Annotated in this window: 17 protein-coding genes and 2 tRNA genes; 11 read left to right on the top strand and 8 right to left on the bottom strand. The window is 61.9% G+C overall.

Translation table 11 applies throughout. The features are described from left to right. Window positions 1–24: 24 nt before the first annotated feature. Both VB672_RS18760 and VB672_RS18755 read left to right on the top strand, forming a co-directional pair. Window positions 25–849: an alpha/beta fold hydrolase gene (locus tag VB672_RS18760; RefSeq protein WP_329785727.1), complete on the top strand. Its 825-nt coding sequence runs from the start codon at window positions 25–27 to the stop codon at window positions 847–849. After that, complete coding sequence (locus VB672_RS18755) at window positions 846–2,510, top strand: PAS domain-containing hybrid sensor histidine kinase/response regulator (RefSeq protein WP_329785726.1); 1,665 nt, start codon at window positions 846–848, stop codon at window positions 2,508–2,510. The genes VB672_RS18760 and VB672_RS18755 overlap by 4 nt, the downstream gene beginning before the upstream one ends. A 1,141-nt stretch (window positions 2,511–3,651) precedes the next feature. Here the strand turns inward: VB672_RS18755 and VB672_RS18750 are convergent. The 5 genes from VB672_RS18750 to hemA all read right to left on the bottom strand — a co-directional run bounded on the left by VB672_RS18750 (window position 3,652) and on the right by hemA (window position 10,629). Further along, on the bottom strand, window positions 3,652–4,053 hold the full coding sequence (locus tag VB672_RS18750) for a hypothetical protein (RefSeq protein ID WP_329785725.1): 402 nt from the start codon (window positions 4,051–4,053) through the stop codon (window positions 3,652–3,654). 135 nt (window positions 4,054–4,188) lie between these two features. Then, entirely contained in the window at window positions 4,189–7,527 is a 3,339-nt protein-coding gene (locus VB672_RS18745) for a M10 family metallopeptidase C-terminal domain-containing protein (RefSeq protein WP_329785724.1), read from the bottom strand. Window positions 7,528–8,975: 1,448 nt separating this feature from the next. Next, window positions 8,976–9,107, bottom strand: a complete 132-nt coding sequence (locus tag VB672_RS22660; protein WP_442932116.1) for a DUF6538 domain-containing protein — start codon at window positions 9,105–9,107, stop codon at window positions 8,976–8,978. A gap of 156 nt (window positions 9,108–9,263) precedes the next feature. Beyond that, window positions 9,264–9,338 (bottom strand) — tRNA-Thr (locus tag VB672_RS18740). A gap of 64 nt (window positions 9,339–9,402) precedes the next feature. Beyond that, window positions 9,403–10,629: a 5-aminolevulinate synthase gene (gene hemA / locus VB672_RS18735; RefSeq protein ID WP_329785723.1), complete on the bottom strand. Its 1,227-nt coding sequence runs from the start codon at window positions 10,627–10,629 to the stop codon at window positions 9,403–9,405. Between the two features lie 383 nt (window positions 10,630–11,012). On the opposite strand from hemA, the gene murA reads away from it, so the two are divergent. From murA to VB672_RS18710, 5 genes are all read left to right on the top strand, one after another. After that, window positions 11,013–12,302 (top strand): UDP-N-acetylglucosamine 1-carboxyvinyltransferase, encoded by a 1,290-nt coding sequence (gene murA / locus VB672_RS18730; RefSeq protein ID WP_329785722.1) that lies wholly within the window; start codon window positions 11,013–11,015, stop codon window positions 12,300–12,302. A 136-nt stretch (window positions 12,303–12,438) separates the two neighbouring features. Then, window positions 12,439–12,879, top strand: coding sequence for a DUF2948 family protein (locus VB672_RS18725; RefSeq protein WP_329785721.1), 441 nt, complete (start codon window positions 12,439–12,441; stop codon window positions 12,877–12,879). A 3-nt stretch (window positions 12,880–12,882) separates the two neighbouring features. After that, window positions 12,883–14,172 (top strand): histidinol dehydrogenase, encoded by a 1,290-nt coding sequence (gene hisD, locus VB672_RS18720; RefSeq protein ID WP_329785823.1) that lies wholly within the window; start codon window positions 12,883–12,885, stop codon window positions 14,170–14,172. Between the two features lie 16 nt (window positions 14,173–14,188). Then, on the top strand, window positions 14,189–14,674 hold the full coding sequence (locus tag VB672_RS18715) for a UPF0262 family protein (RefSeq protein ID WP_329785720.1): 486 nt from the start codon (window positions 14,189–14,191) through the stop codon (window positions 14,672–14,674). Window positions 14,675–14,677: 3 nt separating this feature from the next. After that, complete coding sequence (locus VB672_RS18710) at window positions 14,678–15,160, top strand: arsenate-mycothiol transferase ArsC (protein ID WP_329785719.1); 483 nt, start codon at window positions 14,678–14,680, stop codon at window positions 15,158–15,160. Here the strand turns inward: VB672_RS18710 and VB672_RS18705 are convergent. The 3 genes from VB672_RS18705 to VB672_RS18695 all read right to left on the bottom strand — a co-directional run bounded on the left by VB672_RS18705 (window position 15,125) and on the right by VB672_RS18695 (window position 16,892). Next, on the bottom strand, window positions 15,125–15,448 hold the full coding sequence (locus tag VB672_RS18705) for an AzlD family protein (protein WP_329785718.1): 324 nt from the start codon (window positions 15,446–15,448) through the stop codon (window positions 15,125–15,127). The two genes, VB672_RS18710 and VB672_RS18705, sit on opposite strands and share 36 nt — an antisense overlap. Next, window positions 15,445–16,146, bottom strand: a complete 702-nt coding sequence (locus tag VB672_RS18700) for an AzlC family ABC transporter permease (RefSeq protein WP_329785822.1) — start codon at window positions 16,144–16,146, stop codon at window positions 15,445–15,447. The genes VB672_RS18705 and VB672_RS18700 overlap by 4 nt, the downstream gene beginning before the upstream one ends. Before the next feature lie 74 nt (window positions 16,147–16,220). Continuing rightward, the gene (locus VB672_RS18695; RefSeq protein WP_329785717.1) at window positions 16,221–16,892 is read right to left on the bottom strand and encodes a TerC family protein; all 672 of its coding nucleotides are present in this window, start codon (window positions 16,890–16,892) and stop codon (window positions 16,221–16,223) included. 432 nt (window positions 16,893–17,324) lie between these two features. Here VB672_RS18695 and VB672_RS18690 point away from each other — a divergent pair, with 432 nt between their 5' ends. The 4 genes from VB672_RS18690 (at window position 17,325) to VB672_RS18675 (ending at window position 20,731) form a co-directional block, all read left to right on the top strand. Next, window positions 17,325–17,993, top strand: coding sequence for a tripartite tricarboxylate transporter TctB family protein (locus tag VB672_RS18690; RefSeq protein WP_329785716.1), 669 nt, complete (start codon window positions 17,325–17,327; stop codon window positions 17,991–17,993). Continuing rightward, the gene (locus tag VB672_RS18685; protein ID WP_329785715.1) at window positions 17,993–19,495 is read left to right on the top strand and encodes a tripartite tricarboxylate transporter permease; all 1,503 of its coding nucleotides are present in this window, start codon (window positions 17,993–17,995) and stop codon (window positions 19,493–19,495) included. The genes VB672_RS18690 and VB672_RS18685 overlap by 1 nt, the downstream gene beginning before the upstream one ends. Window positions 19,496–19,557: 62 nt before the next feature. After that, window positions 19,558–20,532 (top strand): tripartite tricarboxylate transporter substrate-binding protein, encoded by a 975-nt coding sequence (locus VB672_RS18680; protein ID WP_329785714.1) that lies wholly within the window; start codon window positions 19,558–19,560, stop codon window positions 20,530–20,532. A gap of 122 nt (window positions 20,533–20,654) precedes the next feature. After that, window positions 20,655–20,731 (top strand) — tRNA-His (locus VB672_RS18675). Window positions 20,732–20,986 lie beyond the last annotated feature (255 nt).

Raw genomic sequence — 20,986 nt, 5'->3', positions numbered from 1 at the left:
CTTTCCTAATCGTCCGGAGCGCCCATGTCTGCCGTTCTTCAACGAAACAACGTCAAGATCATTGGCAGCGGCAAGCAGCCTATGATCTTCTCCCATGGTTATGGCTGCGATCAGAACATGTGGCGGTTTATCACGCCCGCCTTCGAGGACCGCTATCAGATTATCCTCTTTGACCATGTCGGCCATGGACAGTCAGACGGGAGATCCTTCGATCCGGCAAGATATGCTTCGCTCGATGGCTATGCCGACGATGTGCTGGCGATCTGCCGTGAGCTAGACCTGAAGGATGTCATCTTCGTCGGCCACTCGGTCAGCGCGATGATTGGCATCCTGGCCGCCATCCGGGAGCCTGAGCGGTTCGATCGATTGCTGCTGATCGGCCCATCGCCACGCTATATCAACGACGGGGACTATGTCGGCGGGTTCGAACCGGAGGACATTGAGGGCCTGCTCGACTTCCTCGACAGCAACCATCTCGGCTGGTCGAGCACCATGGCTCCGGTCATCATGGGCACCCCAGATCGGCCGGAACTCGGTGAGGAGCTTAGCAACAGCTTCTGCCGCACTAACCCGGAAATCGCCAAGCACTTTGCCCGGGTGACGTTTCTGTCCGATAACCGGGTCGACCTTCCAAACCTGAAGACAAAAGCCCTTATCCTTCAGTGCGCCCAGGACGTGATCGCCCCCCAGGTGGTCGGGCGCTACATGCACCAGAACCTCCAGGACAGTGAGCTCGTCCTGTTAAAGGCGACGGGACACTGCCCGAACCTGAGTGCGCCCGAGGAGACGATTGCCGCCATGGAAACATTCCTGAGTGATCCGGCTCCAAGCACGACGGCGGCAGAGTGAGCATTGATCCGAAAGCTTTGACGGAAAGTCTGGACGAACTCTACGAGAGTGCCCCCTGCGGCTATCTTTCGACCCTGCCGGATGGCACCATCATCAGAGCGAACCAAACCCTCCTCACTTGGCTCGGCATGGAGCGGCGGGACCTTGTCGGTCATCAATGCTTCCAAAACCTTCTGAGCATCGGCGGCAGGATCTTCTACGACACACACTTCGCGCCGCTGCTGCGGATGCAGGGCTTCGTGAACGAAATTGCCTTCGATCTGACCTGCGCTGACGGACGCTCCTTGCCCGTTCTCGCCAACACCGTCCAGAAACGGGATGAAGGAGGGCATCCTGTCGTCAACCGCATCACCCTCTTCAATGCCGCCGACCGGCGAAAGTACGAGAAAGAGTTGCTTCTAGCGCGCCAGAAAGCCGAGCAGGCCACCGCGGAACTCAAGCGCCTGAACGAGACTTTGGAGGAGCGGGTCGCGCACGAGGTCGCCGAGCGCCTGAAGGCCGAGGAGGCGATGCGGCAATCCCAGAAGATGGAAGCGATTGGCCAGCTCACCGGCGGCATTGCTCATGACTTCAATAACCTTCTCACCATCATCGTCGGCAACATCGAGCTCATGCAGCGTCGCCTGCCGGCGGAGGCCGACCGCCTTCACCGAGCCGCCGATCACGCCATGGACGCAACACGGCGGGCAGCGACCCTGACGCACCGGCTTCTCGCTTTCTCGCGGCGGCAGCCGCTCGATCCCAAGCCCATCGATGTCAACAAGCTCGTGGCAGGGATGACAGATCTCCTGCGGCGGACTTTGAGTGAAGCCGTCATGCTGGAGACAGTTCTCGGGGGCGGGCTCTGGCGTTCCCAGGCGGATCCGAATCAGTTGGAGAACGCAATCCTCAATCTGGCGGTCAATGCCCGCGATGCCATGCCCGATGGCGGCAAGCTTACCATCGAGACAGCCAATGCTCACTTGGATGAAGCCTATGTCGAGGCGCTCATCGAACCCGTCCCGGCCGGGCAGTATGTCCTTGTGGCCGTTTCGGATACCGGAACTGGGATGGACAACGCTACGATGGACAGGGTGTTCGAGCCGTTCTTCACGACGAAGGAGGTCGGCAAGGGCACCGGGTTGGGCCTCAGCCAGGTGTACGGCTTTGTTCGGCAGTCCAACGGCCATGTCAGGATCTATAGCGAGTTGGGTGAGGGCACGACGATCAAGCTCTATCTGCCTCGTCTGATCGGCTCCAGTGAGGAAGCCACGGAAAAACCGCCGAAGAACGCCACGACCGTGCAGGGATCAGGCGAGACGATCCTGGTCGTTGAAGACGAGCCCGATCTGCGGGCCTATACTATCGAGGCCCTGTGCGACCTCGGGTACCGCGTTCTTGAGGCAGCCGATGGCCGAGAGGCACTGGAGCTCGTCAAAAAGCATTCCGAAGTCCAATTGCTGTTTACCGATGTGGTTCTGAGGGGCGGGATGAACGGGCGCGCTGTTGCGGAAGAGGTTTTGCGGCTCAGGCCCGGGCTCCCGGTTCTGTTCACGACAGGCTACACCTCCAACGCAATCGTTCACCAAAGCCGCCTGGACCCGGGCGTGCACCTGATCGGCAAGCCCTTCACCTATGCTGAATTGGCCGCCAAGGTGAGGCGTATGCTCGACCTGGGCTGAATGAAGCTGCACCTCCAGGAACAGGCTCGTCTTGCGAGATCCGCCCGGCAGCGATGATCGCTCGGTGCCTTCCGACCGGGTTCGTAGAGATTGTCCCGCTGCATCCGGATGCGTAAGCAGATCCTTGCAGAGGGAATGAAGATTAGGGGCAATTATACTTTAGTATTGCAGTCAAGAATTGTGTGACTTTGGTCACAGATAAGCTTCGCAGAATGAGCGAACGTCATCCTGCCCTGCTATGGCGTGGACAGCAGGGCATTGGAGGGTGGCATGACGCAGCCGAAGCAAGGCGCCGCAGAGCCGAACCAGCATGCTGTCAAAGAGCATGTGAAGGCGATGGTGCGGAGGATCCCTCGTAAGGCAGGGAGGCGGCGAGATCGCCGACATAAAGCCGCAGCCTAGTGCTCAACCCCAAGGTCACAGAGCGAGGCAGAGAGGCTGGCCCAATTCGCGAGGACGAGCGACTACCATTATAGATGCGATTAGCCGCGGAATAGACACCATTCGAATTCGCCAGTCCATGCTAGGCTAGAGTTTCAGATCTCACATCGCGAGCCGGTTCATGCGCCTTCTCTTAGCCTTTCCCATCCTTGCTCTCGGATTTGCCTCCCAGGCTGCATATGCTCAAGTGCCAGCCGCAAAGGCCGCTCCTCCAGGGGCGCCCGTAGAAAAGGTGCTCACGCCAGAGGAGAGTTCCGCCCGAATTGAGGCGATACGGCAGAAATCGGAGGCCTTACAACGTGCCCGCGACGTGAAGCTAAGGAAGGCTACGAGAAGCATCTGTGTCGGCTGCTGATCAAGGCGGATCTACCCCTTCGTTGAAGGGAGCATCAATGACAGGCTGGGGCCTTGAGGTATGCTTCAATCTAAGAGGGCAAACCTAAATCTTAGTAGGCACTTAGCAGGCGTGAGCCCGATTGTTGATTGGCAGCACTCTGATGTACGTGGTGTCGACAAGCACTTGATCACGAAATGTTAACGGTCAGCATCTCGTTGCGATTGAGGCCCTGAGCGATGCCGTAGGTTTTGTCTTGAAATCGCCCCGAGTGGAGCGATGACATCATCCGCAATGGAGAGGCTAGCGCACCGATGCTAATGACCTCATCACTGACAGCGCTGGTCAGGCATTACCTTTGTCACTTCAATACATAACCGCGTTGAGTGTGACATGGACGGGCGAGCCCGCCTTGAGCTGTGCGCTGCCTCGTGCGATCAACCAGCCATCGGCACGCTCCAGGCGCGCAACGATTTGCAGTGTTGGCGAAGAAGTCGAGCTTGCAGGCGGGGACAAGGAAAAGGCCATTGCCTTCGATCCACCGTCGCTTTCGATACGCGTTCTCGCGGCGCGACGTCTCGCATCCCCCTGAATGGCGGAGTCTTCGAGATAGATCTCAAGATGGCCTTTCGGGATGACCGCACCGCCCTCGAATGTGACAGTGCCGCGAATATCTGTCGATTGCGCCGCGGCGGGCCTGACGGCCGCAGCGACAGCTGCTGCTCCGGCGGTCGTTAACACTGTGCGGCGGCTGGCCTGGCGCTTCATCGCACGTTCTCCATGATCGCCCTGAAACACCTCTGCGGGGATGGCATCGCCGCTCAGCTTGCAGTTCGAAAAGCGGAACCAATCGCAACTGAACTACGAGGTGGGGCGCTTCCAGGCGCCCCACCTGCGATCATGCTAGATGATAACGAAGTCGGCCGCCGAAACATTCAGACTTTTGCTCAACCGCGCAAACTGAATGGCTGCAGCTTGTCCGGCACCATCGGCGTCATAGGACAGGGCGCCGCTATCGGTATCATAAATGATACGGTCATCGGCATCATGAGCCACGCCCGCCGCACTCTTGTGAAATGCGCCTAACGCGAGAGCACCGTCGCTACCCAGGCTCGCAAAGATGAGGTTGTCCAGCAGGACGGTGTCGTCGGTGACCTTGAAGTCCTTGATCCAGTCGACATTGCCGTTCCCGAGCGCTGTCGAGAAGCGGAAGCTATCCTCTCCCGCACCGCCGGTGAGCGTGTCGGCCGCTAGACCGCCATCCAGCAGATCGCTGCCGCCACCGCCCGTGAGACTATCGGATCCCGCAATGCCCGGTTGAGCCGGTGCAGGGGGAAACTCGACAGATACGTTCAACTCATATGTCGAGCCTTCCGGCACAACCTCCGCCCAGCCATTGCCCGGCGCCGTCTCTGACCAGCTGCCCTCCACAATGTAATAGGTTCCAGTCTCCTGAACAACGAATACCGCACTTGAATCCCGGTTGCTTGTAGAGCCGGGGTCACCGCCGCCATCATCGTTCTGAGCGACGATGTTGCCGTCGCTGTCGAGCAGCCTGAGCCAACTGTCATGGACGTTTGGATCGGCAATTCCGTCGATGTCGATCGTAATGACCGTGCCGGCCGCCAGATTGATCTTGTAGTAACCGCCCTTTCCGTTTCCGGTGGCGTTGACCGTCGTATGGAGGATCGTCGTCGAATCGAAGATGTCAGGGTCACTGGCGAGCGAAAAGTTGTTGGAGATATCGAATGCGGCTGCGATCGAGTTGTTCGCCGCGTCCGGTCCCAGCGTGGCGTAGCCGGTACCCATGCCCGGGCGTGGCGGTGCGTCGCCCTGATAGTCGAAATCGCCGAGCAGGGTGTCATCGCCACGGCCGCCGTCGATCGTGTCGTTCCCGCCCTGGCCGGTCAATACATTGGCTGCGCCGTCGCCGGTCAGTCGGTCATTAAATCCCGAGCCTGCAAGATTCTCGATGGAGACATACCTGTCTCCGCCGGACTTGCCTCCAGCGAGAGTAAGCCTAACGCCGCCCGTTGCATCAGCGTAATCTGCCGTGTCGCGGCCTGCGCCGCCGTTCAACCGGTCGGCACCGCCGCCGCCGGTCAGCGTATCGTCGCCTCCGCCGCCGGAGAGCTCATTGACCCGAGCAGTGCCGATGAGATGGTCATCAAAAGACGAGCCGACGGCATTCTCAAAGCCGACGAGGATATCATGCCGGATAGCTGTGCCTCGGCCGACGATCTGCACCGGACCATCGCCGTCGCCCCCGGTGGCCGTGCCATCGGCAAGATCGATCGTCACACCGCCAGGGCTGCCCGCGTAGACCACCGTGTCGGTGCCAGACCCGCCATCCAGATAGTCTTGACCGGCACCACCGATGATCGTGTCATTGCCGGCTTCGCCATACAGGATGTCGCCATCATTGCCGCCATCCAGGACGTCATTGCCGCCGCCGCCGTTGAAGTAATCCCCGCCGCCTCGGCCCCAGAAATGGTTTGCTGCGGATGTGCCGATGAAGCGGTCGATGCGGTCATCGGAACCGATCAGGTTTTCGATACTGTCGAAAGTGTCACCCGATGCGGTGCCACCGCTGGCGACGTTCGTGGCGAGGTTGACGAGAAGCTGGAAAGGGCTCTCCTTGCTGTAATCGACTGTGTCGACTCCCGCACCGCCCCTGAAGACATCGATCCCGTCCTGGCCGCTCAGCGTGTCGTTGCCGGCGCCGCCGTCGAGAATGTCGTTACCTTGGCCACCAAGAATGACGTCGTTGCCGCCGCCGCCGTAGAGCGCATCGTTGCCATCATCGCTTTCCGTCTGGTCCTCAAGGTCCTCGACATCGATCGTGTTGTTGATGTCGCGACTGGCGAGCGAGTCGCGGCCGCCGATGATCAGGTCGTCACCTCCCTGACCAAAGATCGTGTCGTCGCCGGCACCGCCGTCAAGCGTATCATTTCCGCTGCCGCCGAAGGCGATGCTTGTCATCGTATTGTCGCCGACGCTCGGTGGGGTCTCGCCACCGCCATTAGGTTGGGTCGTCGATACGTCGGCGTAGATGATGTTTTCGACGTTGGCGATCTTCCTGATTCTCAAGTTCCTGGCCAGGAGGATGACCGTGTCATCGCCGCCGTTGAGTTCCTCCCGAACGATATCGTCCACTGAGTCGACGAAATAGATGTCATCGCCGCCGTTGCCTGCCATGCGGTCGCCGCCGCTGCGGCCGTCCAGAGTGTTGGCGCCATCGTTGCCGATCAGGATGTCGTCATACCTGCTGCCGATGCCGTTCTCTATGTAATAGTCGGTCCCATCCGCGTTGTGTCCAGCGAATATCGACACATTGTTGCTGTGACCGTTGACGCTGGAGAATTGTCCCGCACGCAAGTCAAGAATCGTACCCGCCGTCGAGCCGGAGAAGTCGATCGTGTCTGTCCCGCCAGTGTCATGGATCGCAAAGCCGATGTCATGCTGCATGCCGGAGGATGTCAATTGGTATCCGTACTGCGTGCTGCCGAAGCCGTAGACATTGTCGCCTGTGTTGAGGTCGATGTGCTGGTAGGTGCGCACGCCATTCGCGTCGACGGTTGAGAAATATCGTCGAATGACGGCCTCGATGTCGGCCATCAGCGGCGTCGAGGCGGACCAGCGGCTGGTTTCGCCCACATCGATCCCGTCGAAATACGACATGACGCTGTATTGCTGGCGATCATAGGTCCAGGTCGCATTGTTCAGATAGTTGATCTGCACACCGCCGGGACCGCTGTAGTTATAGAGCCCAGGATGGTTGAGGCCGAACTCATGGCCGAACTCATGGATGAAGGAATCGAAGACATAACCGCCGATATCGGTCTTATTGGGTTCCGTGTCGTGGAAACGCTGACCGATGCTGACATAGCGATTGCTTGAATAGGCGCTGCCATCGTCCTCCTCACCGAGTTCGGGGCTGACAACCTCCATCCAGTCCGTTGCTCCATTAAATGGCGCGTCGTCGACGATCTCGAATTTCAGAGGAGTGACAGACGACCACATCTGTAAGGCGCCGATAGCCGCGGCCTTGTAATCGGGGTGGTCATTGAGCTCGTAGACGTTGATCCTCAGCGTTCCCGCAGCGATCGCTGGCGTCAGACTGCGGCCCAGTGCTCCAAGATAGTCAAGAAAGGACTCATAATCCTCGCTCTTGCCATAGGGGTTGTCCGGCGTCTGATCGTTGATCCACCACTGATCGCTCGTTTGGCTGGGATGCGGCATCTTAGGGTTCCTCTCTCTCGACTGTGCGCAGATTGCGGTTACACCGGTTTGCAGCTACTAATTTTCCCAGGTCTGGCGTGCGCCTGCCTGTCAGCGCCTTCGCGCTCCCAATTAATCTGGTCGGAATGTTTGGCTTGTCTACCCCCAAAGGAGTACCTTTATTTGATAGGTGGGTGCCAAGTAGCCTCCCATGATCCATGCACATCGGAATGGCAGTCGGAAGCGAATGCCCCAACCGCGAAGTAAGTGGCTGATCCGAAAAGATTATGGTCTTCTGAGCAGCAATGATTTTGTTGGAGCGGGTACGACAGCAGCGTCTTCGAAGTTCATCTCATTATCTGCAAATGCAGTCCTGACTATCAGTGCATGATCGGAAGCTAAGATCTCGCCTAGTCGGAACCCCTTATGAGATTGAAGCGCCCATCATAGCGTTTGAAATCTGACTCATCCGTCACCTCAATTTCCGGTTCCGGTGGGTACTTGTTCCAGATTGTGTAGACCATGCAGAGGATCGCGAAGAGCGCCTCGGCGCGATGCATTTGCTACAAGATAATGTACTATAAGCGCTGTCGCTATTCTTCCATCCGCTTACCTTATCGGAAAGAAGCGTAACTGGCTCTTACTGCTAAGCTGTTCATTCCATAAGAGGGCCCTTCGCGAAGCTGGAGCGGTCGAACAAGGAGGTTCGCTGTTGATGCCACTCAGCCTGCAACGGCAAGGATAGTGGGAAGGGGAAGATTGGGAAGGTGATGTGCCGGACCCTTACCGGCTGCGGGTGCATAATGTTGGCACACGAGCTGGAGCTCAATGCAATATGCCAGCGGATGGATGTGCGCTTTGTGCCGCTGTGCGAGGACCTGGGAGAAGGCACGGAGTTCGTTCTCCTTGAGATCGCTCTGCAACCGCCTGTACGACACGTGGACTCTTCCCGCTTCATGTTGGCCGACAGCTTTGAGAGTACGTTCTCGTCTCCAGGCTCTTTGATGTCGGCGATGTGCAAGCTCCGGGCATACGCGGCATGGGTCCCGACAGGCAGTCCGTGGATCTTCGGCGCTCACAGCCGCATCAGAACCCGGGGCGAGCGGGTCGGGCGCACCCAGCCCACTGCTGAAGACGGGACGGACCCCGTGGCGAAACTCGCGGCGGTCTGCGTCGCTCAAGCTTGCATGAGCACGCGGTTCAAGTTCGCCCCGCCTGAGCGCGTTCCATCGGCATGAGTTGAGGCAGACCACGATGACGGACTGAACGGCCGCCCACCTCACCGACCGAGACTGCAATCCCGGAAGATGCCTGCCCGGCTACGAGGAAATGATCCTCGGCGGGGCAGGCCCTGCGACGGAACCTGTCTTCCGATGTACCACTGCGCACCGAGGTCACGGACGACGAGAGCGACAATGCCAAGAAAGGTAGGCTAGGCGAGCCAATTCGTGAACAGGCGTCGAACTCCATCAGGGGTGTGCTGGAGCAGTGGAACTGCCCTGAGCTTCGCGGACCATGTCCGCGTGCCGCTCGCGGGCGATAGCAAAATCCATGGTCTTGAGGGAGCGCTTCACCTCTCGCTTGCCGACGAGAGGCCGCAGCCGGTCGGGACGCGCTTGCGGAACTCGTAGATGCCGGTTCTGGGATGTTTGCGGGGCGTGTCGTCGCGAGGACTATGCGGATCGCCCTTGTGTAGCAAACGGGCGTCCGAAACCTGAAGTCCTGCTTTAAGTTGGCGAAAATCCCGAGAGAGGGGATGGTGCTGCCAGAGAGGATCGAACTCTCGACCTCTCCCTTACCAAGGGAGTGCTCTACCACTGAGCTACGGCAGCGCGCCAACGGGGAGGGCCGCTTACTGCCACAGGGCAGCCCTCCATGCAAGCTTGAAAATGATCTTTATTCGGCTGCCTGGACTTTAGGCTCAAGGGGGAGCCTCAGCGCCGTCCAGACCTCGACCAGGGCGGCGGCCAGGGCATCGATATGGGCGTTCGAGTGGAACGGCCCAGGGGTGATGCGCAGCCGCTCCGTTCCACGAGGTACAGTGGGGTAGTTGATCGGCTGGATGTAGATGCCGTGCTTCTCCAGCAGCCGGTCGGAGGCTGCCTTGCAGGCCTCCGCATCGCCCACCATCACGGGCACGATATGCGTTGGCGTATCGAGGACCGGCAGGCCGACGCCGGTCAGGACCGCCTTGGTGCGGGCTACTTGGCGCTGCTGCTGCTGGCGCTCGGTGGAGGATTCCTTGAGGTGCCGGATTGAGGCGGTGGCGGCTGCGGCGACGGCCGGGGGCAGGGCGGTGGTGAAGATGAAGCCGGGCGCGAAGCTGCGGATGGCATCCATCACGGCTCGGGTGCCGGTGAGATACCCGCCCATGACGCCGAAGGCCTTGCCCAGCGTGCCTTCGATCACGTCGATCCGGTGCATGGCGCCCTCGCGCTCGGCGATTCCGGCTCCACGGAGGCCGTACATGCCGACCGCATGGACCTCGTCGATATAGGTCATGGCGCCGTAGCGCTCGGCCAGATCGCAGATGGCATGGATCGGCGAGATGTCGCCATCCATGGAATAGACGCTCTCGAACACGATCAGCTTCGGCCGGTCGCCGGCTGCCCGGAGCAACTCCTCCAGGTGCTCGAGGTCGTTGTGGCGGAAGATCGCCTTGTCGCAGCCGGACTGTCGCACACCCTCGATCATCGAGTTGTGGTTGAGCGCGTCCGAGAGGACCAAGCAGTTCGGGATGAGTTTGGCCAGCGTGGAGATACCGGTCTGGTTCGAGACATAGCCCGAGGTGAAGACCAGCGCCGCCTCCTTGCCGTGCAGGTCGGCGAGCTCGGCCTCAAGGGTCACAATGGGGTTGCTGTTGCCGGAGATGTTGCGGGTGCCGCCGGCCCCGGTGCCGAGCCGCCAGGCCGCCTCGACCATGGCGCGGGTCACGTCCCGGTTCTGGCCCATGCCGAGATAGTCGTTGGAGCACCAGACGGTGATGGGGCGGGGGCCTTCCGGCGAATGCCAGATCGCCTGAGGGTACCGGCCGGCCAGTCGCTCGATATCGGCAAAAACGCGGTAGCGCCGCTCGGCCTGGAGGCGCTCGAGGGCTGACGTGAAGAAGCTTTGGTAATTCATCATCTCACCGGGTGGGCAACGCAATGCCCGGGGATCGTGGACCTATTATGCCAGATCGCATTGATCCGGGTCAAAGTCCTGCACCGTGATATTGCAGTTGAGAGCCGCTTGCGAAGCCTCTATTTGATAAAGGCGACGATGGGTCGCGTGAACCATGACTGACGTGAAATCGCAAGAGAAAGCTGACCGGCTGAAGGCGGCCTTGAAAGAGAATCTCAAGCGTCGAAAGGCTCAGGCACGGGGGCGGCAGGCCGTGAAGACATCCGGAACTGAAGCCGGGAGCTTGAGCGTTTCGACCGAGCGCGACAAGCCGTCCGACTAGCTTATAAAGCTCAAGGCGCGCATAGCGCATGGCTCGCTGAAAGTACTGCAAGGGGAATTTGATGGATCGCATTCGCATCCGGGGCGGCGCGCCTCTCAACGGCTTGATTCCGATTTCAGGTGCCAAGAATGCGGCCCTGCCTCTCATGATCGCCAGCCTCCTGACGGAGCAGACCCTGGAGCTCGGCAATGTGCCACGGCTCGCCGACATCTCCTCCCTCCTGCGAATCATGAGCAATTTCGGCGTCGATCATTCGATCGCCGGCCGCCGGCCCGGCCAGTCCTCGGAAACGGGACAGACCATCCGCCTGAGCGCCAAGACCGTCATCGACACCACCGCCCCCTACGAACTGGTTTCGACCATGCGGGCAAGCTTCTGGGTCATCGCTCCCCTGGTGGCCCGCTTCGGCCACGCCAAAGTATCCATGCCCGGCGGCTGTGCCATCGGCACCCGACCGGTCGACCTCCTCATCATGGCGCTCGCCAAGCTGGGTGCTGCCATCGAAATCGAGGGCGGCTACGTGGTGGCGACGGCTCCCAAGGGGCTTATTGGCGCCGAAATCGACTTTCCGAAGGTAACGGTCGGCGGCACCCATGTGGCCTTGATGGCGGCGACGCTCGCTCAGGGCACGACGGTGATCCGCAACGCCGCCCGCGAGCCGGAGGTGGTGGATCTGGCCGAATGCCTGATCAAGATGGGCGCCAGGATCCAGGGGGCCGGCACTTCGGACATTGTCGTGGAGGGCGTGTCCAGCCTCGGCGGTGCCTCCCATGACGTCATGCCCGACCGGATCGAGACCGGCACCTATGCCATGGCCGTGGCCATGACGGGCGGCGATCTCGTCTTGGACAACACCCGGTCCGAATATCTCCAGGCCGCTCTCGACGTCCTGGGCCAGGCGGGCGCCGAGGTTTCCTCGACCCACGGGGGCATCCGCATCCGGCGCAATGGCAATGGTATTCAGCCGGTAGATGTTACCACTGATCCATTCCCAGGCTTTCCAACCGATCTGCAGGCTCAGTTCATGGCCCTCATGACCCGGGCCAATGGCACGTCCCGCATTCGCGAGACGATCTTCGAGAATCGCTTCATGCACGTGCAGGAACTCGCCCGACTGGGCGCCCAGATCCGCCTCGACGGGGACAGCGCCTATGTGGACGGCGTGGCCGGCCTCAAGGGAGCGCCGGTCATGGCGACGGATCTTCGTGCCTCCGTGTCCCTGGTCATCGCGGGTCTCGTGGCTGACGGTGAGACCACCATCAACCGGGTCTACCATCTGGACCGCGGCTTCGAGGCGCTTGAGGCCAAGCTCGCCCGCTGCGGCGCGCAGATCGAGCGCCTGCGGGGCTAGAGATCGAAAGGGGCCGGCTTTCTCAGCCGGCCATTTCTTTTCCAGGCCAGGAAGAAGAAGCTGCCGCGGAAAGGTTGCGCCAGGGCAAGGGGCTCTCTACCTAAACCTTAAAGTTCAACAATAGGTTGGTGGCTCCATGGACCTCCTGAGACTTGTCGCTTTCGACCCGGACGATCTTGCCGTCATCTCCGCTCATTTGCAGGATTCTTTGCTTCGGGTGGGCGATATCGCCTACCTGCCCAAGGAGCGGCGTTTCGCCATTCAGACCCGCCGGTACGACTGGGAGGCGACAACCCCCCAGCGCCGGCTGACCTGCATGCATTTCGAGAATGTCACGGGCGTGCGCGTCCGCGGCATCGACCAGACCAACAAGGATGCGGTTCTTAACCTTCTCGCCATTGCGTTCGAGGAGACCAATGCCCCATCGGGTACTGCCACCTTGATCTTTGCCGAAGGGGGCGCCATCCAGGTGGACCTGGAGTGCATCGAAATGCAGATGAAAGACACCGGCCCGGTCTGGGCTGCCGAAAGCCGGCCCTCGCACGAGGAACAGTTCCAATCGGCGGAGCGCCTCTAAATGGTGCAGAGGCTCGATGCGCGGGAGCCGTCCTTTCCGCAGGCATTCGCCGCTCTCCTCGCCGCCAAGCGGGAGGTGTCGGAGGATGTGGACCAGGCGGTGCGGGCTATCATCGAGGAGGTGGTGGTGCGCGGCGACGAGGCCCTGATCGATTTCACCTATCGCTTTGACGGGCTGGCGCTCCAGCCGGAGACCCTGCGCATTTCAGACGCCGAGATCGACGCCGCTGAGGCCCAGTGCCCGAAGGAGGCGCTGGAAGCTCTGGCTTTGGCGAAGGAGCGCATCGAGACCTATCACCGGGCGCAGCGCCCGCAGGATTCCCTGACCACGGACCCCCTCGGCGTTACGCTGGGCTGGCGCTGGACGGCACTGGAATCCGTTGGCCTCTACGTGCCCGGCGGCCGTGCGAGCTATCCGTCCTCCGTCCTGATGAATGCGGTACCGGCTAAGGTTGCGGGCGTTCCGCGTATCGTCATGGTGGTGCCGACCCCGAAGGGCGAGACCAATCCGCTCGTCCTGGCGGCAGCGCGCCTTGCCGGCGTCGACGAGGCCTTCCGGATCGGCGGCGCGCAAGCGGTGGCGGCGCTGGCCTATGGGACGGAAACGATGCGGCCGGTGGCCAAGATCGTCGGTCCTGGCAATGCCTATGTGGCGGCCGCCAAGCGCCGTGTCTTCGGCCAGGTCGGCATCGATATGATCGCGGGCCCGTCCGAGGTGCTGATCCTGGCGGATGCCCACGCTAATCCCGATTGGATTGCGGCCGATCTTCTGGCCCAGGCCGAGCACGATCCTGCCGCCCAGTCGATCCTCGTCACGGACAGTCCCGCCCTCGCCGATGCGGTGGAGAAGGCGGTCGAGCGCCAGCTCGAGACCTTGCCCAAGGCGGAGATCGCGAGCGCGAGCTGGCGCGATTACGGCGCGATCATCCTGATCGACCGTCTCGAGAACGCCGTTCCCCTGGTCGACCGACTCGCTCCGGAGCATCTGGAGATCGAGACGGAGAATGCCGAGGAATTGGCCTCCAGGGTACGCAATGCCGGGTCGATCTTCCTCGGCAGCCATACGCCCGAAGCCATCGGCGATTATGTGGGCGGCCCGAATCACGTTCTGCCCACGGCCCGGTCCGCCCGCTTCTCGTCGGGTTTGGGCGTGCTTGACTTCATGAAGCGAACCTCGATCCTGAAATGCGATGCGGACGCTCTGCGTGCGCTTGGCCCTGCAGCGATTACGCTCGGGCGGTCGGAAGGGCTGGAGGGGCATGCGCGATCGGTCGCGATCCGCCTGAACCTTTAACGGCAAGGGGAGGGGGATGGCGAGCGAAGCGAAGGAGCGGGCCCGGCTGGTCGCCGTCACGCTCGACGAGGCCTCCATCGGACGCGGCAATCCCGATCAGGAGCACGAGCGGGCCATCGCCATCTACGACATTCTCGAGGAGAACACCTTCGCCCTGCCGAACTACGATGGCGGGCCCTACGCTCTGCGGATTTCATTGATCGAGAAGAAGCTCTGCTTCGAGGTCACGGCCCAGGAAGGCGCGCATCTCGTCTCGCATCACCTGTCGCTGACGCCATTCCGCAAGGTGATCCGCGACTACGAGCTGATTTGCGACAGCTATTATCAGGCCATCCGCTCGGCCTCGCCGGCACAGATCGAAGCCATCGATATGGGGCGGCGGGGATTGCACAACGAAGCGGCCGAACTCCTGATGAAGCGCCTCGACGGCAAGCTGATCTTCGATTTCGATACGGCGCGCCGCATCTTCACATTGATCTTTGCGCTTCACTGGAAGGGCTGACGCTTGGAGGAGCCCCGCTCGAAACGGATCCATTCGGTTCTGTTCGTCTGCGCCATGAATGCGGTGCGTTCCCCCATGGCGGAGGCCATCGCGCGACATTACTTCGGCAAGTCGATTTATGTGCAATCCGCCGGTGTCCGCAAAAGCGACGCGGACGCCTTCATGGCATCGATCCTTTCGGAGATCGGTATCGACGCCTCCAAGCACAAGCCGCGCACGCTCCGAGAACTGGAGGAGTGGGAGGGACTCAATTTCGACCTCATCATCTCCCTCTCGCCGGAGGCGCATCACGCGGCCTTGGAACTGACGCGTACCATTGCGGCCGAAGTAGAGTATTGGCCGACGCCCGATCCGACGATCACGCAAGGATCCCGCGAGCAGGTGCTCGATGCCTATCGCAATATCCGGGACGGATTGATGTACCGCATCCGTCTGCGGCTCAAGCAGGGCTCATCCAAGAACCCTGATGACGGAGAGGGTGCCTAGGCCGACGAGGAGGCCGACGATGTCGATCCGCGTCACGGCCATGGCCACGATGGCTGCGGTCAGCGCAACGATGGCAGGCAGTCCGTTGTCGAGCACAGCGGGCAGGATCGTCGCCACAATGATGGAGCCGGGAAGGGCACGCAGACCCCGCTCGAGGCGCGGCGTGAGGCGCACCCGGCTCATGACCACGACGCCCGCGATACGGCACAGGAACGTCACGAGGGTCATGGCGCCGATGGCGAGAATGGAACCCCATGGGCTGGTGATGGCGGTACCGAGCGTGTTCATTCGATCAGCATCCCGGCTGCAACTCCAGCCAGAGCACCGGCGATGATGAAGAGGTAGCCGGGCACGAGCGCATGGACGACCAGGGAGATAAGGCCCGCCACCAGCCAGGGCAGGGCGGGTTTCGCGCCTTTCCACAAGGGCACGAGCATGACGGCGAAGAAGATCGGCATGACGAGATCGAGGCCGAAGCGCCTCGGCTCCGGCACGAGGGCGCCTGCGAAGAAGCCCATGAGCGTCCCGGCCAGCCAGACCAGCCAGAGGACGACCCCGCAGCCTAAGAGCACGCCGACATCGCGGCCGCCCTCATTGTAATAGCGGGTCCCGACAAGCCAGCCGGCCTCCGTGAGGAGAAAGAGATTGAGCGCCGTGCGGGCGAGCGGCTCATCCTTGAGCCAGGGTTGAAGAGTGGCGCCCAGAAGCATCAAGCGCGCATTCACCACGGCGGTGACGGTCACGATCGTGAGGATCGTCGAAGGAGTCCAGACCTGCTGCCAAATTTCGAGCCCGACCATCTGGGAGGCGCCGGCATAGACGAAGGCGGAGAGGCCCAGCGTCTCGCCGAGCGACAGCCCCTTCTGCGATGCCGCCGTGCCGAAGGCCACGGCGAACATGATGAAGCCGGGAAAGGCAGGCAGGGCGGCGCGCGCGCCGTGCCGAAGACCGGCAATGGAAAAATGAGGGCGGAAAGCGGGGGACATAAGCGTCACGCTCTCTGCCTTCCCGCGTCTCCGCCGTCAATTGGAGATTGGTGGTCTTGGATCCGTGCTTCGGCTTAGCCGACGGCGCCGTTGACGAAAGGAGCCACCTCGACCCAACCCTCGTAGATCATTTTGAGCGCCACGTAGAGAATGATCGCCAAGCCCACATAGGCGATCCAGCGGTAACGCTGGAGCAGGCGAGCGATGTACGAGGCTGCAACGCCCATCAGGGCAATCGACAGAAGCAGACCGAAAGCGAGGATGTAGGGATGCTCGCGTGCGGCGCCCGCCACAGCGAGCACGTTATCGAGGGACATCGAAACGTCGGCGATGACAATCTGCCAGGCAGCCTGAGCAAAGGTCTTGCGCGGGACGCCGCCGGCAATGGTGCCGTCCTCGTTGATGTCTCGACCCTCCAGAGCCTCCTCTGCTGCATGCTGCTCGGCCTCATGGCCGGTACGCAGCTCTCGCCACATCTTCCAGCAGACCCAGAGAAGTAGGATGCCACCGGCCAGGAGCAGGCCCACGATTTGGAGAAGTTGCGTTGTGATGAGCGCGAAGAAGACGCGTAGGACGGTCGCGGCGATAACCCCGAGCAGGATCGCCTTGTTGCGCTGCTCTTTCGGGAGGCCGGCGGCGGCCAGGCCGATGACGATGGCATTGTCGCCGGCGAGCGCGAGATCGATGCCGACCACCATCAGGAAGGCGACGACCTCGGGTCCGAAAAACTGCGAGAGATCAAACATGCAGTGCCTCATATGTCGGTTGAGGGGCAGCGCATGCGAAACGCTCAAAAAGACGCATCTGGCACTGGCTTGGTCCGGAACTCGACGAACCGGAAGCCGAGATGCAGGCAAAACCGTCTTTTTGAACGAACCCAGGCCGCCCTGGTTTTCATCCAGTCCGACATCGCCGCCCGCTTGGAGCGACCAGAGGGGCCCGGCCTGGCTACAGGGGTCCATCTAGACAAGATGTGGCGGGGGATCAAGTGATCTCCCGAAAGGCTCAGGCCACTGTCCTATAGTTTAATAGACGTTTTCTCCGGGGCTGTTCATTCGAAGAGGTCTTGTTGAGAAGCGTTGTCTTCAAGAAAACAGAAGCTTGATCCAGGCTGCGGCCTCGGGCCATATCGGTCTCAATAACCTTGGGCGCAGGATGCGTTCGTCGGGAGGTCGTCCATGTCTGTTCTTCACGAAGGCTCCGAGCCTTCACGGCATCGCGGGCCGGTGCGGGCCCCGCAAAGCTTGGCCGGTGGCCTTCTTCTCGTCGCACTTGCTGCGCTCGCCCTGTGGCTGACGCGGGATCTCGACCAGGGCACGCTCAACGCCATGGGCCCGGCCATGCTGCCGCGCTGGCTCGCCATCGGAGTCGGGCTGTCGGGCCTAGCGCTCCTGGTTGCCGCCTTCCTCAAGGACGGCGAGCGGCTCGAGCGCTGGAGCCTGCGGGGGCCGGTCTTCGTCATCGGGGCCATTCTGGCCTTCGCGCTCACCATCCGCGGCTATGCCGTCGGCCCCCTGGTCATTCCCGGCCTAGGCCTCCTGGTCTCCGGCCCCCTCGCCATCATCCTCGGCGGCTTTGCCACCCCGGAGGCGCGCCTGCGCGACCTCGTGATCCTGGCGCTCAGCCTCACCCCCTTCTGCATGGTGCTGTTCGGCGACCTCCTCAACCTGCCCATCCCGGTCTTCCCGCAGGCGCTCACCGGTCTCTTCCCGGCCGACTGGTCGCAGAAGGCGGTGCTGCGGGCAACGGCGGGTATCATGGCCGTCGTGGCCGCACTCGTGTTCCTCACCACGCGCAACCGTCGCCGGATGCCGGTCGATGTGGCCGACCACAGCGGGAGAATCTGATGGGCGACTTTTTCTCCAACCTGAGCCTCGGCTTCGGCGTTGCCCTGACCCCGATCAATCTCGGGCTCGCCTTCCTGGGCTGTCTCGTCGGCACGCTGATCGGCGTGCTGCCGGGCGTCGGTCCCATTGCCACCATCGCCATGCTGCTGCCGATCACCTTCGGGCTCGACCCGACCGGCGCGCTGATCATGCTGGCCGGCATCTACTACGGCGCCCAGTACGGCGGCTCGACCACGGCCATCCTGGTCAACATCCCGGGCGAGGCCACCTCGGTGGTCACGGCGCTCGACGGCCACCAGATGGCCCGCCAGGGCCGCGCCGGCGTGGCGCTCGGCATCGCGGCCATCGGCTCTTTCTTCGCCGGCACGGTGGCGACGCTGGTCATCGCGGCGCTTGGCGCCCCGCTCACCGGCCTCGCGCTGATCTTCGGACCCACCGAGTATTTCTCGCTCATGGTCATGGGCCTGGTCTTCGCGGTGGTGCTGGCGCGCGGCTCGATCCTCAAGGCGATCGCCATGATCCTGGTCGGCGTGCTGCTGTCCACGGTCGGGACCGATCTCGAGACCGGCGAGGAGCGCATGACCTTCGGGCTGCCGTTCCTGGCCGACGGCATCGATTTCGCCGTGCTGGCCATGGGCATCTTCGGCATCGCCGAGATCATGCGCAACCTCGACCACACCGAGCACCGGGACGTGGTGCGCCAGGCCATCGGCCGGCTGCTGCCGAACAAGGACGACTTCAAGCAGGCCTACAAGCCGGTGCTGCGCGGCACCCTGATCGGCGCCATCCTCGGCATCCTGCCCGGCAACGGCGCGGTGCTGGGACCGTTTGCGGCCTATACGCTGGAAAAGAAGCTAGCCAAGGATCCGAGGCGCTTCGGCCGCGGCGCCATCGAGGGCGTGGCTGGGCCGGAGAGCGCCAACAATGCCGGCGCGCAGACTTCCTTCATTCCATTACTCACTCTGGGCATCCCGCCGAACGCCGTGATGGCCCTGATGGTGGGCGCGATGACGATCCATGGCATCATTCCGGGCCCGCAGGTGATGACCAAGAACCCGACCCTGTTCTGGGGCATGATCGCGTCCATGTGGGTGGGCAATCTGATGCTCCTGATCATCAACCTGCCGCTGGTGGGCATGTGGGTGCGGCTGCTCAAGGTGCCGTATCGCCTGATGTTCCCGGCGATCCTGATGTTCTGCTGCATCGGTATCTACTCCATCAACTCGCTGCCCACCGATGTGATGTTCATCGGGCTGTTCGGCTTCGTGGGCTACGTGCTGATCAAGTTCGGCTTCGAGCCCGCTCCGATGCTGCTCGGCTTCGTCCTCGGCAAGCTGATGGAGGAGAATCTCAGGCGTGCGCTCATCATCTCGCGCGGGTCGCTGGAGACCTTCATCGAGCGACCGATCAGCGCCGGACTGCTGGCTGTTGCCGCCATTCTTCTCGTGATCGCCCTCCTGCCCTCCATCCGCAAGGGAAGGGACGAGGTGTTCACGGAGTAGCTTGCCTTCGAGCCCGCCTTGCCCACATGTAAGGCCATAACCCTTTCCAGGGAGGAAGAATGATGAAGAAAGCTGTACTGGCTCTAGCCGCTGTCGCCGGCTTGGCCGCAACGGGCGTTCAGGCCCAGAACTATCCGACCCGCCCGATCACCATGGTCGTGCCCTTCGCGGCCGGTGGCCCGACGGACGTGATCGCCCGCATCGTCGGCGATCACATGAGCCGGACGCTCGGCCAGCAGGTCGTGATCGAGAACGTGGCCGGCGCCGGCGGCACCACCGGCATCACTCGTGCCGCACAATCGCAGCCCGACGGCTATACGATCATGATGGGCCACATGGGCACTCACGGGGCCGCCCCGGCCCTGTACCCGAACCTTAAATACGACCCGGCCAAGGACTTCGCGCCCATCGGCGTGGCGGCCGGCACGCCGATCGTCATCGTGGCCAGGAAGGACTTCCCGGCCAACGACCTGAAGGGCTTCCTCGATTATCTGAAGACCAACGGCGAGAAGGTGAACATGGCCCATGCGGGCGTGGGCTCCGTCTCCCACTCCACGGGCATTTTCTTCAACTCCGTGGTCAAGGTGAAGCCGACGATGGTTGCCTATCGCGGCACGGGCCCGGCCCTGAACGACCTGATGGGCAATACGGTCGATTTCATGACCGACCAGATCGTCAACGTGGCGCCGCAGATCCAGGGCAACAACATCAAGGCCTTCGCCATCGCGACCCCGCAGCGCTCGCCGGTGCTGCCGAACGTGCCGACCACCAAGGAGGCCGGTCTCGAGGGCTATGAGGTCAGCGCCTGGAACGCGGTCTTCGCGCCCAAGGGCACCCCGCCGGATGTGGTCAAGAAGCTCAGCGACGCGCTCATCAAGTCCCTCGAGGACGAGACCACCAAGAAGCGCCTTCTCGACCTCGGCGGCGTGTTGCCGACGGCGGCAGAGCGGACCCCCGAGGGCCTGCAGAAGCTCGTGGAGAGCGAGGTGGCTCGCTGGACCCCGGTCCTCAAGGCTGCCGGCGCCACGGCCGAATAAGCCACTCTCAGCTTGAGCATTCGAGGCGGCGGGCTTCCTGGCCCGCCGTTTTCATTTCAGGCCGTGAGAGCTCGAACAGGGCTTGAAATTGCCCGTCCGGACGATTACACCCTGCCTCACGTGCAGCCGTAGCTCAGTTGGTTAGAGCACCAGATTGTGGATCTGGGGGTCCCCCGTTCGAGCCGGGGCGGCTGTACCATTCCCCCTTCGTAGGTTCGATGCCTTCAAACCCTTACTTGGCAAGGGTTTTGCATGCTGCTGGGCATGCTCTTCCAGATCCTCCGAAAATGATTTTGGAGCTTTGATCTGGTGCTCCTGTGACCGCTTTTGTGCCACACGCTCAAGCTCATCGTGGAGGTCATCGGTTCGAAGGTGTCCGTATCGAGCGGACATCTGGAGAGTCGTGTGACCAAGAACTCGGCTGAGCCTGTAGAGGTCGCCCCCACCCTGAACC

It is taken from the genome of Microvirga sp. CF3016, from assembly GCF_036314085.1.
Taxonomy (GTDB): domain Bacteria; phylum Pseudomonadota; class Alphaproteobacteria; order Rhizobiales; family Beijerinckiaceae; genus Microvirga.
The sequence above is the reverse complement of the archived record's forward strand: the minus strand, read 5'-3'. Positions and strand labels throughout refer to the sequence as shown.